This window comes from Paraburkholderia rhizosphaerae (genome assembly GCF_004366595.1).
GTDB classification, from domain to species: Bacteria; Pseudomonadota; Gammaproteobacteria; order Burkholderiales; family Burkholderiaceae; genus Paraburkholderia; species Paraburkholderia rhizosphaerae.
The window spans coordinates 21,899-37,953 of record NZ_SORE01000034.1 but is presented as its reverse complement, the minus strand read 5'-3'; the positions used below and the strand labels follow the sequence as shown (position 1 = coordinate 37,953).

At 58.2% G+C, this 16,055-nt stretch carries 18 protein-coding genes; 14 read left to right on the top strand and 4 right to left on the bottom strand.

The window, feature by feature from the left end:
- Window positions 1-79: 79 nt before the first annotated feature.
- The 3 genes from BX592_RS30155 to BX592_RS30145 all read left to right on the top strand — a co-directional run bounded on the left by BX592_RS30155 (window position 80) and on the right by BX592_RS30145 (window position 2,444).
- The gene (locus BX592_RS30155) at window positions 80-793 is read left to right on the top strand and encodes a glutathione S-transferase N-terminal domain-containing protein (RefSeq protein WP_134196951.1); all 714 of its coding nucleotides are present in this window, start codon (window positions 80-82) and stop codon (window positions 791-793) included.
- On the top strand, window positions 790-1,548 hold the full coding sequence (locus BX592_RS30150; protein ID WP_134196950.1) for an SDR family oxidoreductase: 759 nt from the start codon (window positions 790-792) through the stop codon (window positions 1,546-1,548). The genes BX592_RS30155 and BX592_RS30150 overlap by 4 nt, the downstream gene beginning before the upstream one ends.
- Window positions 1,549-1,616: 68 nt before the next feature.
- Entirely contained in the window at window positions 1,617-2,444 is an 828-nt protein-coding gene (locus BX592_RS30145) for an aldo/keto reductase (protein ID WP_134196949.1), read from the top strand.
- Between the two features lie 190 nt (window positions 2,445-2,634).
- On the opposite strand, the gene BX592_RS30140 is transcribed toward BX592_RS30145, so the two are convergent.
- The gene (locus BX592_RS30140) at window positions 2,635-3,381 is read right to left on the bottom strand and encodes a response regulator transcription factor (RefSeq protein WP_243849804.1); all 747 of its coding nucleotides are present in this window, start codon (window positions 3,379-3,381) and stop codon (window positions 2,635-2,637) included.
- Window positions 3,382-3,793: 412 nt separating this feature from the next.
- Entirely contained in the window at window positions 3,794-4,159 is a 366-nt protein-coding gene (locus tag BX592_RS30135) for a response regulator transcription factor (protein WP_166676510.1), read from the bottom strand.
- Window positions 4,160-4,885: 726 nt separating this feature from the next.
- Between BX592_RS30135 and BX592_RS30130 the strand changes: the two genes are divergently transcribed.
- On the top strand, window positions 4,886-5,389 hold the full coding sequence (locus BX592_RS30130; RefSeq protein ID WP_166676509.1) for a DUF3331 domain-containing protein: 504 nt from the start codon (window positions 4,886-4,888) through the stop codon (window positions 5,387-5,389).
- 223 nt (window positions 5,390-5,612) lie between these two features.
- Here BX592_RS30130 and BX592_RS30125 read toward each other — a convergent pair whose 3' ends face one another.
- Entirely contained in the window at window positions 5,613-6,230 is a 618-nt protein-coding gene (locus tag BX592_RS30125; protein WP_208327999.1) for a nitroreductase family protein, read from the bottom strand.
- Window positions 6,231-7,339: 1,109 nt separating this feature from the next.
- Here BX592_RS30125 and BX592_RS30120 point away from each other — a divergent pair.
- The 8 genes from BX592_RS30120 (at window position 7,340) to BX592_RS30085 (ending at window position 12,888) form a co-directional block, all read left to right on the top strand.
- Window positions 7,340-7,756: a cupin domain-containing protein gene (locus tag BX592_RS30120; protein ID WP_134196971.1), complete on the top strand. Its 417-nt coding sequence runs from the start codon at window positions 7,340-7,342 to the stop codon at window positions 7,754-7,756.
- A gap of 250 nt (window positions 7,757-8,006) precedes the next feature.
- Window positions 8,007-8,321: a cupin domain-containing protein gene (locus BX592_RS30115; protein ID WP_134196946.1), complete on the top strand. Its 315-nt coding sequence runs from the start codon at window positions 8,007-8,009 to the stop codon at window positions 8,319-8,321.
- Window positions 8,322-8,417: 96 nt separating this feature from the next.
- Window positions 8,418-8,939, top strand: coding sequence for a YkgB family protein (locus BX592_RS30110; protein WP_134196945.1), 522 nt, complete (start codon window positions 8,418-8,420; stop codon window positions 8,937-8,939).
- Window positions 8,940-8,979: 40 nt separating this feature from the next.
- A complete protein-coding gene (locus BX592_RS30105) occupies window positions 8,980-9,429 on the top strand; it encodes a GNAT family N-acetyltransferase (protein ID WP_134196944.1) in 450 nt (149 codons plus the stop codon).
- 270 nt (window positions 9,430-9,699) lie between these two features.
- Window positions 9,700-10,662, top strand: coding sequence for an AraC family transcriptional regulator (locus BX592_RS30100; protein WP_134196943.1), 963 nt, complete (start codon window positions 9,700-9,702; stop codon window positions 10,660-10,662).
- Between the two features lie 203 nt (window positions 10,663-10,865).
- Window positions 10,866-11,405 carry a carboxymuconolactone decarboxylase family protein gene (locus tag BX592_RS30095; RefSeq protein ID WP_134196942.1) on the top strand — a complete coding sequence of 180 codons (540 nt, stop codon included), beginning with the start codon at window positions 10,866-10,868 and terminating at the stop codon, window positions 11,403-11,405.
- A 123-nt stretch (window positions 11,406-11,528) separates the two neighbouring features.
- Entirely contained in the window at window positions 11,529-12,164 is a 636-nt protein-coding gene (locus BX592_RS30090) for a nitroreductase family protein (protein WP_134196970.1), read from the top strand.
- Window positions 12,165-12,342: 178 nt separating this feature from the next.
- On the top strand, window positions 12,343-12,888 hold the full coding sequence (locus BX592_RS30085; RefSeq protein ID WP_134196941.1) for a carboxymuconolactone decarboxylase family protein: 546 nt from the start codon (window positions 12,343-12,345) through the stop codon (window positions 12,886-12,888).
- Between the two features lie 151 nt (window positions 12,889-13,039).
- Here the strand turns inward: BX592_RS30085 and BX592_RS30080 are convergent, their stop codons facing one another.
- On the bottom strand, window positions 13,040-13,636 hold the full coding sequence (locus tag BX592_RS30080) for an RNA polymerase sigma factor (protein ID WP_134196940.1): 597 nt from the start codon (window positions 13,634-13,636) through the stop codon (window positions 13,040-13,042).
- An 859-nt stretch (window positions 13,637-14,495) separates the two neighbouring features.
- Between BX592_RS30080 and BX592_RS30075 the strand changes: the two genes are divergently transcribed.
- Window positions 14,496-15,551, top strand: coding sequence for a nucleoside hydrolase (locus BX592_RS30075; RefSeq protein ID WP_134196939.1), 1,056 nt, complete (start codon window positions 14,496-14,498; stop codon window positions 15,549-15,551).
- A 99-nt stretch (window positions 15,552-15,650) separates the two neighbouring features.
- Complete coding sequence (locus tag BX592_RS30070; protein ID WP_134196938.1) at window positions 15,651-16,016, top strand: hypothetical protein; 366 nt, start codon at window positions 15,651-15,653, stop codon at window positions 16,014-16,016.
- The last annotated feature ends 39 nt before the right edge of the window (window positions 16,017-16,055 follow it).

Genomic DNA, 16,055 nt, shown 5'->3' with positions numbered 1-16,055 from the left:
AGCCCGGAGGCGCCCAGGGACATGTCCTGGCAACGCTTCCGGGCTTTTTGCATGAGCCGAAAAGTCCACGAGGAAGACAGTGACACTCAATCATCCCATTTTCACGCGCTGGCCGGCGCGGCAGCCGGATCGGCTCCAGCTCTTTTCATTGCCGACGCCTAACGGAGTGAAGGTCGGCATCATGCTCGAGGAGACAGGCCTCGAGTACGAGCCGCACCGCATCGACATCATGGCGAACGAGAACCATGACGCGGCCTTCCTCGCGCTCAATCCGAATGGCAAGATTCCGGCGATCTACGATCCCGACGGGCCAGGCGGCCGACCGCTGGCGTTGTTCGAATCGGGAGCCATCCTGATCTATCTCGCCGACAAGAGCGGCCGGTTCCTGTCGAGCGATCCCAACACGCGGTATGAAACGATCCAGTGGCTGATGTGGCAAATGGGCGGAGTCGGGCCTATGTTCGGTCAGGTCGGCTTCTTCAACAAATTCGCCGGCAAAGACTATGAGGACAAGCGGCCGCTCGACCGATACGTGCGTGAATCGGCACGGCTGCTCGGCGTTCTCGACCAACGGCTCGCGGACCATGAATGGGTCATGGGCGCGGACTACAGCATCGCCGACATCTCACTGCTCGGCTGGGTGCGTAACCTGATCGGCTTCTACGAAGCGCGGGAGCTCGTCGGCTTCGACAACTTTCTTCATGTGCAGACGTGGTTCGGTCGCGGTCTCGCGCGTCCCGCCGTGCAGCGCGGGCTGTTAGTGACGGCAACTGACGAAGGAGGCAAACCATGAAAATCGTCGTAATCGGCGGCACGGGCCTGATTGGCGCGAAGACTGTCGCGATTTTGCGCCAGAGCGGCATGCACGATGTAGTCGCAGCGTCGCCCAAATGTGGCGTCAACACCATGACCCGCGAAGGACTCAGCGAAGCCATGACCGGCGCGCAAACAGTGATCGACGTCTCCAACGCGCCGTCACCAGACCGCGACGCGGTGATGGAATTCTTCGTGACGTCCGGACGCAACCTGCTCGCGGCCGAGGCCGCAGCGCGCGTTCGGCACCATATCGCGCTATCCATCGTCGGCACCGACCGCGTACCGGACCAGGCCTACTTCCGAGCGAAGATCGCCCAGGAGAAACTGATCGAGGCTTCCGGAATTCCGTACACCATCGTCCGCGCGACACAGTTCTTCGAATTCCTCGGCGGCATCGCCGATGCGAGCACGGATGGAAGCGTCGTCAGGCTCTCGGCGAGCCGGTTTCAGCCTGTCGCGGCCGATGACGTTGCTGCCGCGGTCGCTGAGCTGGCCTTCGCCCACCCGCGAAACGGAATCGTCGAGATCGCGGGCCCGGAACGAGCGCCGTTCAGCGAAATGATCGCGCGGTATTTGAAGTCTATTGGCGACCCGCGGCAGGTCGTGGACGATCCCGACGCGCGATATTTCGGCGGCCGACTGGATGACAAATCGCTCGTGCCATCAGACGGCGCGCGACTCGGCCACCTTAATCTGGACGCGTGGTTACGCAACGCGCGGAAGCAAGCTTGATTGCGCCATCTTAGGCGGCATCGACACTGCGCAATGCCGCATTGAAATTAATCGCAAAGGGAAATACCGTGAACAGTTCACATAAGCTCATTTTGAACGATGGCCATACCATTCCGCAGCTTGGCCTCGGTGTCTGGCGCGCGAGCCCTCAGGATACGGTGGTGGCGGTGCGCGAGGCGCTCCTGGCGGGCTATCGTCACGTCGATACCGCTTCCATATACGGGAACGAAGAAGGCGTGGGCGCTGGGCTCCGCGAGAGCGGCGTGCCGCGCGATCTCGTCTTCGTCACGACAAAAATATGGAGCGACGCGCACGGGAAAGACAACGTTCGGCCAGCGCTTCAGAAAAGCCTTCAGCGACTGAAGCTGGATAACGTAGACCTTCTGCTCATCCATTGGCCGATTCCCCAGAAAAACCAGTTTGTCGAAACCTGGCAAGCGATGATCGAGCTGCGGCGTGAGGGATTGGCACGCTCAATCGGTGTCTCCAACTTTGCCACGGCGCATCTGCAACGTATGGTTGATGAGACCGGCGTCCCGCCTGTCATCAACCAGATTGAGCTCCATCCGTACATGCAGCAACGCGAGATGCGCGAGACCCACAACCGGCTCGGCATTCTCACCGAGGCATGGAGCCCGCTGGCACAGAACCTCGCGCTCGCCGATGCCGAGATCAAGCGAATCGCTGAAAAGCACGATAAAACGACAGCACAGGTCATTATTCGCTGGCATCTCGACAATCAGTTCGTGGTCATCCCGAAGTCCGTGACGCCGAGCCGCATTCGAAGCAATCTGGATGTGTTCGACTTCACGTTGGACGCGGATGACATGGCGTCAATCGCGACGTTGAATCGCGACCAGCGCCTCGGACCGAACCCCGAAACCTTCGGCGAGTAGCCGACCCGCTTCCCGCAGGTCGCCGCATCGGCATAATGCGTTCGTTCATCGTCAAAGCGTGTCGCCCAAAATCGAATGGCGTGAATCTCTACGCGGCCTGAAATTCAGCGCGCGCATTTCAATTATCCAATCCTCACGCGCCGACGATAGACCGTTCATCAGCGCACACATGCGCTAGCCAAGCTTGGTGTCACTCCGGGTGGTCGCGCAAGAAACGTACGAATCCTGGCAAAAAACCATTAGACACTTCGCTTGCGCCTCCATCGTATGAGGTTGGGATTGTCTGGCCCACCAATCCCCTCGTGAGACTCTCCACCTTGATCAGTTGCGCGAAGTTGCGCGCTTTCATCTTTTGCATCAGAGTCCGGCGGCCGACCCTGACCGTGATTTCGCTCACGCAAAGTTTCGCTGCAATCTGCTTGTTCGTGAGTCCATCGCCTAACATTCGCAACACCGTTCGCTCGCGAGGAGATAGAGAACGATAAAGTTCTTGCACAGTGTCGCGCGATTCCTCGATCGCGCGCATCCGTCGGTCGTATTCCAGCGCGCCGACTACCGCGTCGAGCATGTCCTGATCGCGAAATGGCTTCTGCAGGAAGTCCCTCGCGCCCGCCTTCATCGCCCGCGCTGTCATTGCCACATCGCCGAACGCCGACATGAAAATGATCTGCCGTGCGCGGTTCTTTTCCACGAGGCGGCTTTGCAGGTCAAGACCGCTGATCCCGGGCATGCGGACATCGACGATCAGACAGCTTAACTGCCCGCCCGTGTCGCTCCCGTCGAATTCGAGAAATTCCTCGGCATTCGCAAAAGCCTTCGAACGAAGGCCCACCGACAATAACAACTCCTGAAGCGCTTCTCGAACCGAATCGTCGTCGTCGATAACAAAAACTATCGGAGCAAGCTGATCGCCCGATCCGATCGCAGATGCTGCCACGCTTGCCTCCTATACGACAGTGTGCAGAGCACCTCACCACCCCGTGCGCACCTGTGCGGAAGCACATCAGCGGAGAAGCGGCGATGGATGATGAAACGAGTTTATAGGGCGCCTCGAATCAGAAAGTCCCAATAGAGTCGCCATTCGTCCGATTTTAAATCGTGTCGATTCGATTCATTGTAAATAACTGAGAATTCTGTTTTGAATGCCGCGCCGTGGCAGTTAAATACGTTTGTCGATTAAACCGGACAAGGCAGAAATGATGCACTTAGCGGAACTCTGCCTTATGGCCTCTGGTTTTTTGTTATCAACCTACGTACGCCCAAATAACTATCAGGATTGGATATCCGGTCTGCGGTTAGTGAAGACGGGACAAAGTGGCGACAGCATAGGTGAGCCGTTCCAGCGGAAATCACGGCGATTCGCGCGATGACAACACCCTTTCGATATGTCCGATCAGCTCAGCGCTGTTGAAGGGCTTCCCCAGGTACGCCGCCGCGCCACGGGCCATCGCCTCGCGCCGCGCGTTCTCGTCGAAATAGGCAGTCATCAGAATAACAGGCGCCCGGCACCGAATCGCACACAGATAATTCTGCAATTGCATGCCGCTCATTCCCTGCATCTGGATATCGGTCACCACGCAATCAACTGAATCAAGATCGCTTGCCGCGAGGAATTGCTCCGCAGAACTATAACTCCTGACTGGTAAGCCCAGCGAGGCGATGAGATTTTCAACGGCCTCGCGAACTGACGTGTCGTCGTCTATGACTACGATCATCTTGCGCTCTAGAGAACAGGAGGCGGGACGTGCTTGAACAGCGATGCAAGGCTCGCGTTGGTTAATCGTGTTCCGCAGGCCTCCGTCGCCAATTGACGTGTGGGAATAGGGACGCGAGGCTAATACGATAGTACTCCACACATAGCGGACCGAGCTTATACATTCGTATCGATTTTTAGTTGCCATTTAATCGGGCACCGGTATAAGCGCATTCACGGTATTTTGAATATGCGTTACCGAATAAATCCGATATCAAGTGTACGTCTATATGCAAAATTCACCAATCAACCGATATGGAATGAGCGAGAGATCGAATATATGACCCGATTCGAAGTGATGAGAACCTTTTCGTTCGTTGTTTAGATGAATCACTATACGAAGGCTTCTCAGTTATTGAATCTCTCGCCATCTGCGAAGAGATTTTGTCCGATTCGTGCGCTTTGCGGTCGCGTTGCTCAACACGCTGGCAATCGGCAGGAAAACCCGCCGCGACGTTCCTGGAAGAACATACCGCCGGATGGAAATCAATACGTTCGTTTGGTTGTCTATGTCGAGTGATCGTGGCGTAATGGACGACAAGGCTCCTGGCCGTCCGTCGAGATCAAACGATGCACGTAGGTACGGTAACGAATAATCATAGAAGTAGAGAATGAGTCGCTCGACATGACTTCCTGCGAGGCCGGCGGAAACTTGAGGTGACTATCACAGGAGGGAAGCATGGGCCGGATGAGCAAAGACGAACTCATCGAGCGAGCGCTCGTGGACCTGGTTGTTCGACCGGCGCAGACTGTCGAGGAAATCCGCGCGCGGCTCCACAGGAAGTGGGCGAAGATCCACGCGTGCGGCGCACTGCTCGACGAGGCCGATAGGCCCCGCGCGCATACGACAAAGCTTAACGCAGAGATTGTCGACAGACTGACCCTTAGCACAATAGCGGTGCGCTGGAGCGACTCGCGATCCGGTGTCTATGGCGAGCAGACATGGCGTATATCGCGGGCCAGTCGCTACTCGCACTGCGCGGCTACAGGTCTCGACATTCAACCGGGCGATGCCGTCTTCAAACCGGCGCTCATTCACTACAAGGTGCCATTCAACGGGAATCGAATGATCCTGGCTTCGGCTGTCGAATCATGCATGACCGGAGGCGGTGGAGAGAGCGCGGTAGGCCGGATCGATCCGCGGCGCGTTGACAGGTTGAGGATACGACACGTGTCGCAGCAGGAACGCTGAATGTGCGCGTCAATGCTCGAGACGGAAGCCGCAATCCGTTTGAATTCGCCGCTTATGCCGGACGCGCAACGATACGGTTAATTCTGCGCGTGACCCGTGTATCGACGATCGTGTATGTCTCGCTCATCGAAACCGGCCCAGGCCTTCAGGCGGGAGGTATCTTGCGATCGCCTCCCGCGTTGCAGCCTCGTCATTCGACGCTACCGCTGTCGCAACGATGCATCTATACGAGATCCAGCACTTCGGCCACCGGACGGCGCGGTTTCTGCGCCCAGTTTCCTGGACGTTCCGGTCCCACGGCCAACAGCAAGACCGGCACTTCGTTCTCCCCCAGCCCGAACTCGCGGTGCACGGCTTCGGCATCGAAACCGATCATTGGCGTCGAACCCATGCCTAGCGAGCGCGCCGCATAAATCATCGCCGCCGCACCGAAGGTAGCGGTACGCACAGCTTCGTCGCGCTGCCGCTGCGGGTACGCCATATACAGATCGCGTGCGGGGATTTCCCATTCCGGCACCATCGCTGCCGGCATCACACCCGCTTTCACCAGCGGCGCGAGGCGATCCGGTATCACGCTGGAATCGGCCAGCTGGCCGCAGACGATAAAAGTAACCGCGGCATCCGTGATCGACGGCTGGTTCCAGGCGATCGGCAGCAGCCGCGCTTTGGCCTCAGGTGTGCGTACGGCGATGAAGCGCCAGTTCTGCAGATGGAAGGATGTCGGCGCAGTGGTACCGATTCGCACGAGATCGCGGATCTCGTCGTCGCTCAAGGTGGCAGACGGATCGTAGTACTTGGCTGCGGTACGACTCAGAATACATTCGATGACGGCGTTGGTCATCGGAACTTCGCTTTTCATACGTATTCCTATTCGTAAAGGCAGATTCACGTACGCGAGTGATTTCGCTCGCTTCTCAGGAAACGTCGAAGGGATGGGTCCGCTCGACATCGAGTGCCAAGGTCACCGGAAGTTACCCAGGTTGCCCCAGCGGACCCGACAGGACGCGTCTGGCCGGAAGTAATCCGTCGGTATCCTTATCATGAAGAACAGGTCAGGGAACGTATATGCATGGCTAATGGGTCCGGTCGCCACCTGCTTGAACAGGACTAACCAGAGCGAGACAGCACGCGGAAGTTCATATTTCTGCACTATCTCCTGGTGATTGTATTTTTGACGTGACCGACAGCCATCGTTAAGACGACTTGATTAAATGAGATATGAGAATTGCGGTCAACGTTCCATTGGTATATGAACGCAATACGTTTAAACCGGGGATATTCGACGAAGATGAAGCGCGCATACAGTTGAATCCGTCCGGATGGTCTAAATACGATGGATACCTTACCGCATTCCGTGGAATGTCAGCGATAGGAGCGCGTAAGAGGCGACAGCGACTGGCAAAGTTTGTGCTGTACGGACTGATCGTCTGTAGTTCTTCGCGGGCGGACAGCCGGTTCACCATCAAGGTTCATCGCGCGGCGGATGCTCGCTCAAGATGGACACGCGGCCGCTGGGCCCAAGGTTCGCCTTTTTCAACGCGTTGCCGCACATACGGAGGTATAGCAACTATGTACTTCCTGCGCCGTGAATAACGGTCGTCTGTATCTTAAAATCGATTGTGCGGGCCCCACGTCGAAGGTTAACCGGAGACCGCAAATGATCCGTATCACCACCGCGAGGCGACGCAGTGCTGGTCGCCTCGCAATCGACGCTCGACGCGTTGACAAGCAAGTCAGATTTCCGCAGAACGTGGTCGGGATCATGCCAATCAGTCTGAACGCTTCTACGGGCTGGTCAGGTTTCCGGTGCGGCGATACGGACTTGAGTTCGTTGAGCGGGGCAATCGTTTAGGCGCGCCCGCGAGACATTTGCGGCGTGTCGATCGGACCGGCCGAGTCCGCTTGCGAGCCAAAAATCACTAATACGGGGTTTAAAGGAGAAACATGCTCATGAACATGAGGTCTGTCATCCGTGCTTCCCTTACGGCCGTTGCGCTCAGCGCGGCGTTGCCGGCCATGGCGGACGGCTCCGGCCAAACGGTCACGCCTACTTTTAATCACGCTATTCCCAACATTCCCGGCAAATCGTTGATTGCCGTAGTGGTTGACTACGCGCCAGGCGGCACATCGCCGTCGCACGTGCATGCAAAGTCCGCCTTCATCTATGCGTACGTCGTATCGGGTGCTGTCGAGTCGCAGGTCAACGACGGCCCGGCGCGGGTGTATCACGCAGGCGAAAGTTTCCTCGAGGAGCCTGGTTCGGTTCACCGTGTTAGCCGCAATGCGAGCAAGACGAAACCCGCGAAGCTGCTCGCGGTGTTCGTGGTGGATACTGAAGACAAGACGCTGACCACTCCAACCAGGTAATGTTGTGCGTCAAGGAGTAAGCCGATGAGCAAGCGCCTGACCACAATCCGATCGTGCTGACGTGCGCGAACGGCCTTGCCGGTGTCCTTCGATGCATCGTGCAGAGTCGCCTTCGGCCAATACCCGGCGATCTGGCGGTCTTCGCAACGGTAGCGGGTCGTTCAGCGCGACATTGTCGCTTCCATGTCGGACGACGAGGAATACGACTTTAGGCGAAAACGTTCGACAAACTCTTTCAGGCTATCGACGCATGAAATTGTTTTTCCCCAACATTCCCGGCAAGTCGTTGACCGTCGTGGTCATCGACTATGCGCCCGGTGGCGACTCGCCACCTCATGAGAATGCGAACTCGACATTCATCTACGCCCACGTCGTATCGGGCGCTATCGAGTCGCAAGTGAAGGATGGGCCGAAGCGGGTCTATCAAGCGGGGGAAGGCTTTTTTGGGGAGCCTGGCGCTCTTCATCGTGTTAGCCGCAACGCGAGCAAGACGGAAACGGCGAAGCTGCTTGCGATGTTCTTTGTTGATACCGGTGGCGAGGCCCTTACCCATCCCCCCGGGTAATCCGATAGATCGATGAGAAAACAGATCAAGGCTTTCAAGGCATGACGTTTTTTATTAAGAGAGGCATATATGGTTTACCTGGATGAGGAATCGCGAATGACCAATAGTACGAATCATCTTCGCCTGCAGATTGCGGAAAGGAGTGCTGGATCTCTGTATATGCTCGGTCTGCTCAGGTGGGCGCTGGTGGTTATCTTTCTGTGGTTTGGGGGAATGAAATTCACCTCGTATGAAGCGAATGGTATCGCTCCGTTCATCGCACACAGCCCGTTCATGAGTTGGCTCCATGCCGCGTTCGGCGTCAGGGGCGCGAGTAGAGTCATCGGCGTGCTTGAGTTATCGACTGCGGCTGCGCTCATTATCGGGGCATTCAAGCCGTTCTTTTCCGCGTTGGGCGCGGCGATGTCCGCGATGACCTATTTCTTCACGCTGAGCTTCTTCTTGACCACGCCGGGTGTGGCAGAGCCGACGGCAGGTGGATTTCCGGCAATTTCAGCTGCGCCCGGCCAGTTTCTTCTTAAAGATCTCGTTTTGCTTGCGGCTTCACTGTGTCTGCTCGGCGCATCCGTGAGGGGATCGTGGCTTATGGTCAAGGAGCCGCAGGAAAAGAAGTCGTAGTGCGTTGACGTCAGCAGGTTACGTGTTTCTGGAGAATGCTATGCAGTCCGTGGAGATCAAGGTCATTGATCGCAGCGATTTTGATGCGTGGTTTTCGCTGTGGAAAAACTATCAGCGATTTTATAAAGTGGACCTGCCGGAGTCCGTGACGCTCGAGACCTGGGCGCGCTTGCTGGACCCGGTCCAGCCGATGCATGCAGCGCTTGCGATGGTGGGCGAACAGGCATTAGGGCTTGCGCATACGATCTACCATCGATCCACCTGGGCCACGGCCGACGACTGTTATCTTCACGACCTGTTTGTCGCGCCGGATGCACGTGGGAGCGGCATCGGGCGCGCGTTGATCGATCACGTCTATGAGGATGCAAGACGTCGCGGAGCGTTCCGTGTGTACTGGCTGACGCAGGAATCTAACCATAACGCGAGGCAACTTTACGACCGCGTCGCCGATCGCTCCGGTTTCATCCACTACTGGAAACGATTTGACTGACGCGCGGGTACGGTCCGCGCGCTGGCCTCGACGCTGCACATCGCTATGCTCCGCGATCGTGGATAGACCGTGATGGAGGGCTGCCCAGCGTAGCCCGACCGGCAAGCAGCCTCCTTGACGGCGCCGCGAGCGCAACGGAACCGTTTGCCGTCCCGTTTTCCGGGCGAGTGCGCGCCACGTGTCCCGGCACCCCGGCCCCGGAGCGAAGAAACGCGTACGACCGTATGCACATCAACACGATGCTTGAGCGTTTCGCGCTCCTTTAGACCTATGTCTGGATCCGACTGGCTAAGCCATCTCGTGCAAATGATCGCCATCACTGGCCGACCGGAGATCCGCTGCACGTACGGGGCGCCCTGGCGGGTGACCTGGCCTCAGTCGGGGGCGCACGAGATTCCGTATCACGTCGTGCTCAAGGGTCGGGCGATTATCGAGGATCCGAAGACCGAGACGGCCAGGGAACTGATAGAGGGCGATATCGTGCTGCTGCCTCACGGGTCGGCGCATGTGCTGCACGATGGCAGCGGACATACGCCTGGACCGACTCAAGAACGCCAGGATCCTGCCGGATTGACGTTCAGCGAGAACGACGGTCAGGGCGAGCACCTGGACATGCTGTGCGGGCGATTTCTCATCGGGCCGCCTCATGATCGGCTGATTCACAATTACCTGCCCACGAATCTCGTGGTACGGACGATGAAAGGCCATCATGAAACCGGTAGCGGGTCTGCTTCGAACCATCTGGCCAGTTTCGTCGGGTTGATGCGCGAGGAATTTACTAGCGACAAACTGGGCGGATACGCGATTCTCAACGCCCTTTCCTCCGCGCTGTTTACGCTGGTCCTGCGCGCGGCGAGCGAATCCGAAGAGGCCCCGGCGGGCTTGTTGGCGCTCGTCGGCAATCCAAGACTCGCGCCGGCCATATCAGCGATGTTCGCCGATCCCGCGCGGCCCTGGAACCTGCCTGAACTGGCCGACTTATGCAGCATGTCACGCGCCACCTTCATGCGCCACTTTCAGGACAAGTTGGGGTTCTCGGCCGTCGAACTGCTGACTGACATCCGGATGAGCCTCGCCGCCAACGAGCTAAAGAAGCCGGGGGTGACCACCGAGGCAGTGGCCGAGTTCGTGGGTTATCGATCCGTTTCGGCCTTTGGACGCGTGTTTGCCGAGTGGACGGGAATGAGACCGGGCCGATGGCGCCGTCTGGCGCGCGAAAGCCGTAGCGACTAGTTAATCGCTTCGCTTCCGGTGTCAAGCATCGGTGAAATGTCAGCGGAGTGCACGCGAAACGGCCGTTTCTACTCGCAAAAGACCGACCGATTGCCGGCGTCGTTTTGATCCTTTTGCGATATTTGTTGAGCAGATTCAGTCTCGAACTTGATACCGGGTAGGCCTAAAGTGGGGACTCCACGCCACTGATGAAGAGTTCCACCATGAGCCGAATCACGATTCCCGATGTCACGTCCGCCACCGGCGCCACTGCTGATATCTACGCGCGGGTCAAGAAGATCTCCGGTAACCGCGTCCCCAATACGTACGCCGCGTTGGGCTACCTTGTTCCGGCGTCTCTGGGTGCGGTGCTCGACGCCCAGGGCACCTTGAACTCGGGCGGCTTGAGCCGGCAGGAGCACGAAATCATCAAGCTGTTAGTCAGTGAGAAGACCGGTTGCGACGTTTGTGTCGCCGCGCACAGCTTCGTGGGCAAACTCGTAGGTCTGCCAGTAGATGTGTTGCGTGCCGTTCGCGCGGAGCAGCCCACCGGCGACGCCAAACGCGATGCGTTGGTGCGCTTCGTGTCCCACCTGCATACCACACGCGGCACGATCAGCGACGACGAGTTTAACGCGATCCGCGCGGCCGGCTACACCGATGCGCAATTGGCAGAGATCGCGTTGACCATGGCGCTCGGCATCTTCACCAATACCTTCAATCGTATCAACGGCACCGACGTCGATTTTCCGGCTGTCGAGTAAGTCGCATTGCCGGGCGTGCATCGCATCACCCATTCAGGTCTCGCCCGGCCCGTTGAACGACAGCGACTCTGCATCGAGCGAGAGCTCAAGTACCGAATCCCTCCCTTTACACCGAGGAACACCATGAAGCGCGAAAACATCACCTCTAACGTCGTTATCGAAAACATCCTGAGCCGCAGCGCCGCGAAGTACTACGACCGTAACGCCACGTTGAGCGACGACGAAATTCGCAATCTCGTGCAAATCGGCACGTCCGCGCCGACCTCGTTTCACATGCAGAACTGGCGCTTCATTGCCGTGCGCACAGCAGAAGCCAAAGCCCGTCTAAGTCCGATTGCGTGGAGCCAGCCGGCGATCACCGATGCGGCCGTGACCTTCATCATCGTCGGCCAGCTGGCCGATTCCAGCGTCATACCGGATCGCCTGGCGCCGCTGGTGAAAGCGGGGGTCATGCCGGCCGAGATGGTACCGGAGTGGGAAATCCCCGCACGCAATCTGTATATGGCGTACCCGCAGCGCCGGCGCGACGAGGCGGTTCGCACCGCCACTTTCGGCGCGGCCGCGATGATTTATGCGGCCCGCTCGCTGGGCCTGGGCTCGACGCCGATGATCGGTTTCGATGCCGAAGCCGTGCAACGCGAGTTCGGCCTGCGCGAGAACGAAGTGCCGGTGCTGCTGTTGTCGGTCGGCGCGGAGCGTCCGGGAAACTGGGCACAGAAGCCGCGCCGTCCGGTAGACGAAGTGCTGGATCTCGTCTAAGTGCTCCGCGGTAGCGATGGCCTTGAGCAACCAGGCAGCCTCAAAGTGGGAGTCAACCGCAAAGACCTCTCACCTGGATGCCTCCCCTTCGACCCGGTTTCCGGGGCGCGAAGTAACCCGAGGGGGTTCCCGCATGAACCTCCCCAAGCAGTGAAATCTGTTACTTACGGAGATTGAAATGTCGACCACTACGACTGTAAAACCGGACCACGTACCGGCCGAATCCAAACCGACGCTCGACGCGTTCACCAAAAATATCGGGTTCACGCCGAATATGATGGCGACCTTCGCGCAAAGCCCGATCGCGTTCAACGCATGGGCGACTCTGCTTGGCTCGTTAAGCAAAGCGCTCGACGTGAAGACGCGTGACAGTATCGGCCTCGCAGTCTCCGAAGTGAATGGCTGCAACTACTGCCTGACGGTGCACAGCTTTACCGCCGAGCACATGGCGAAGCTGCCGGCAGATGAAATCATTCTCGCCCGGAAGGGACATGCTACCGACCCGAAGCGCGACGCCGCCGTCCAGTTTGCGCGCAAGGTGATCGAGACGCGTGGCAAGGTCAGTGACGCCGATCTGAAGACGGTCCGTGATGCAGGCCACACCGACGCGAACATCATGGAGATCATTTCGCTGGTGGCCATGTATTCGCTGACGAACTTCTTCAACAACGTATTCGATCCCGAGAAGGACTTTCCCGCTGTTGCGCCAGCGGGCTCGATCTGAACGCTATCGGTTCGCATCGACCCTCTCCGGTGGCTGGAAGGATTCACCCGATGCGAACGTAGTGCCAGGCCCGGAGGCGCCCAGGGACATGTCCTGGCAACGCTTCCGGGCTTTTCGCGTGAACCGAAAAATCAACATTCTGTTCGGCCCATCACCGGATGCTGCCATCTTTCTCGCGGTTCGCAAGCTCGCTTGGACGAAGGCCGTTACTCAGCGCATCCTCAATTTCACCGAGAACGGACGGTCTTACGTGGTGGTTCCTGTCGCGGCGCCGGTCGCCCCTGCGTCTGGCATTCACGTACCGGCTGACCTTGAAGTGCGCCATGGACAGTGCATTCAACACACGGCTGACGGGTTCGTTCGTGATCGACGCGATATCCCACAGGCTCAGTTGCTCAAGGTGTACCAGCAGGACGACAGCGCGCTCCAGACCTGACAAAGACAGCACCGCATTGACAAGTTCTTTGTGGTCCGCGTCGACGTTTGCCACATCGGGCAAAGATTCCTGCTCGCAAGCCTGGAAGCAAGTGCCTCCCAGGTCGCATTTCCATGCGGCGTACATTTCCCGCAAAGCCAGGGCTGGCGTAATCCTCTCGTTTGACGATATGTCCGCCAGACCCGCGAGGCGGATCAATGTGCGACCCGTCAGATTCTCAGCAAGACCGGACGTGCCAGATAAACGGAAAGCGAATGACCAAAGGCGTGGGAGCAAGATTCGCAGGCTCGAAGCGATAGTCTCAGCAGTCATTCGAACATCTCCGTATCAATTGAAACGTGTTGCGCACTATTGCGTCGCCGATCGAGTAGCAACCGGGCGGGTCGAGCTCCTGCTCAGATCTGGCGCCCGACGTGTTTCCGCGACGTGTTTCCGCGACGTGTTCCCCTCGATGTGCTCCCTGTATGCGGGCGGTGACGAACTCCGCGCGCGCTGCGTCAGATCGCGAAATCGCTAAACGTTTGCTTGATCGACGTGGTCGGTCCTTGTCGGCGCTGTCAAAAAAGAAAAGCGCCAACACGGCAGTAAATTCCGTTTGCTCGCGTTCGGAGTTACCGGACGCCTCGCGCGGGGCGATTCGTACCGCCTTCCACTACGCGGTACATGTGTACGTCACCATCGTCGACCTTTGCCTCGGCGAAGCCCGGTAACACGCGGGCGCAAACAGGGAAGATCAACTTCGGGAAGGAGACTTCGCGCGACGTAGCAAGGCAGCCCTTGGCCGATACTCGCTTTCAACCGCGACAAGTGGTTTGCCGGGCCGATCTGGAACCGGTTGTTCAAAACTTCCGCTTCACGACTTCACTACAGTCATGCGCAGGCGAAACCAACGCTCGTGAAAAATCGCTACCATTGCGCGAAATGCAGCTATTTTTGCGTGACGTGCGGTCAGGATTGGACGAAGGAACGTGGTCGGGTAGCACTGTCTTGATCGCTGAATTTTGATCCTTCGATCACACAAATATAAGAACCAAGACTCCGGCGTTTCTGTATACCAAAAGCATGGCCAGTTCAATGCGGTCGATTGACGCTCTGCTCGCGCGTGACGGTCACTTTCTTCTAAACTCTGCCGGGCATATCCCGTGCCCTCACAACCTGCGCAAGCAACACCATGCAGACAGATACGATCCCCAAAGTCATCATCGATAGCGACTACACCACGTTGGGCGACGACGGACAACTTGGCGTGATGGCTTGTCAGCTGCACGCTCAAGGCTCGATCAATTTGCTCGGTATCACCGTCGTGTCAGGCAATCAGTGGCTCAAGCAAGGTGTCGCGGACGCGTTAAAGTCAGTCGAACGCGTCGGAATGGCGGATCGCATCGGGGTGTACGCCGGAGCGAATCTGCCGCTGTCTCACGATTTCCCGGCCGTCCAGGAGGAGCGGCAAACCTATCCTGGTGGCAACGGATGGCTTGGCGCATGGACATCGCCCGAGCCGAAATCAGATCATGACCTGATCGCACCGCCCGATGGCTTCGCGACTAGCGTCCAGGTGCAAAGCAAAAGCGCCGTTGAATTCATCGCCGATTCCGTTCATCGACATGCTGGCCAGATAACCATCCTCGCGGTAGGCCCGCTTACCAACCTGGCGCTTGCGACTCGTCAACACCCGGAGATCGTGCCGCTGATCAAGCGGGTTATTTATATGGGTGGAGCGATAGACGTACCGGGAAATACGACAGCGACGGCGGAATTCAACTGGTGGTTCGACCCGCAAGCCGCGCAAGCGGTCCTGCGTTTGCCGATCGACCACGTGGTCATTCCTCTCGACGCAACGGATACTGTCAAGATGGACAAGCGTGTCTACGATCGCATCGCGCACGATCAGAACAAGCAGACGATCATCACGCACTTATTCAGGCAACTGAACGGCTATGGATCCGATGGGAAGCATGGCTTTGAGACCGATCCGGAATACTCGGAGTGCGTCTGGGATACGTTGACACTCGCGTATCTCGTGGACCCGACGTTCGCGACCGACACGGTTCAATGTTGGATCGATATCGATTCGAGCTCTGGTGCAAACGTTGGGCATTCCACCGGCTACGCCAATCCGCGGCCAGGTCTGCAGCGTGCAACCGTGGTCAAGCGCTTCGACAACACGCGCTTCTTCAATTTTTACGTGGATCTGCTGACGCGGCCAGTTCCCTGCCCCGAGGGGTGAGCCAGGGCTGGCCAATGAGAACAACGCATGGGATCCTGCGATCGAGCGACGCGCAGATTTTGCAAACCCGCTAGAATGTCCCGTCGCTCGACTGCCGCCATGAAATTCATCCGGACGCTCTTCCTGTTGTTGCTGTGCGCGATGCTGCCCATCACGGGGCTGGCAGCGACCGGCCTGACCGGCGAGTGCCCGATGCAGCGGTCTGTCGCGACGCAGGATGACAGCAGCATGTCCGATGCAATGCCGGGTTGCGATTCGATGAAGCCGTCACCGCACAGCAAGTCATCAAAGGCCGGATTCTGCAAGATGACGGCTCAGTGCCAGTTCGGCAGTCTCTACTATCCCAGCGCCAGCGAAACCGTCGTACGCCCCGCGGCGCCGGACAATCGCATGGTCTTCCATTACTCGCAGTCGCTTTCCATCCGCGCGCCGGATGGACTCTGGCGACCTCCTCGGTCCCTGTAACTCCGATCCTCTGGCACACCGCCCCAAAGCGGTGACGTT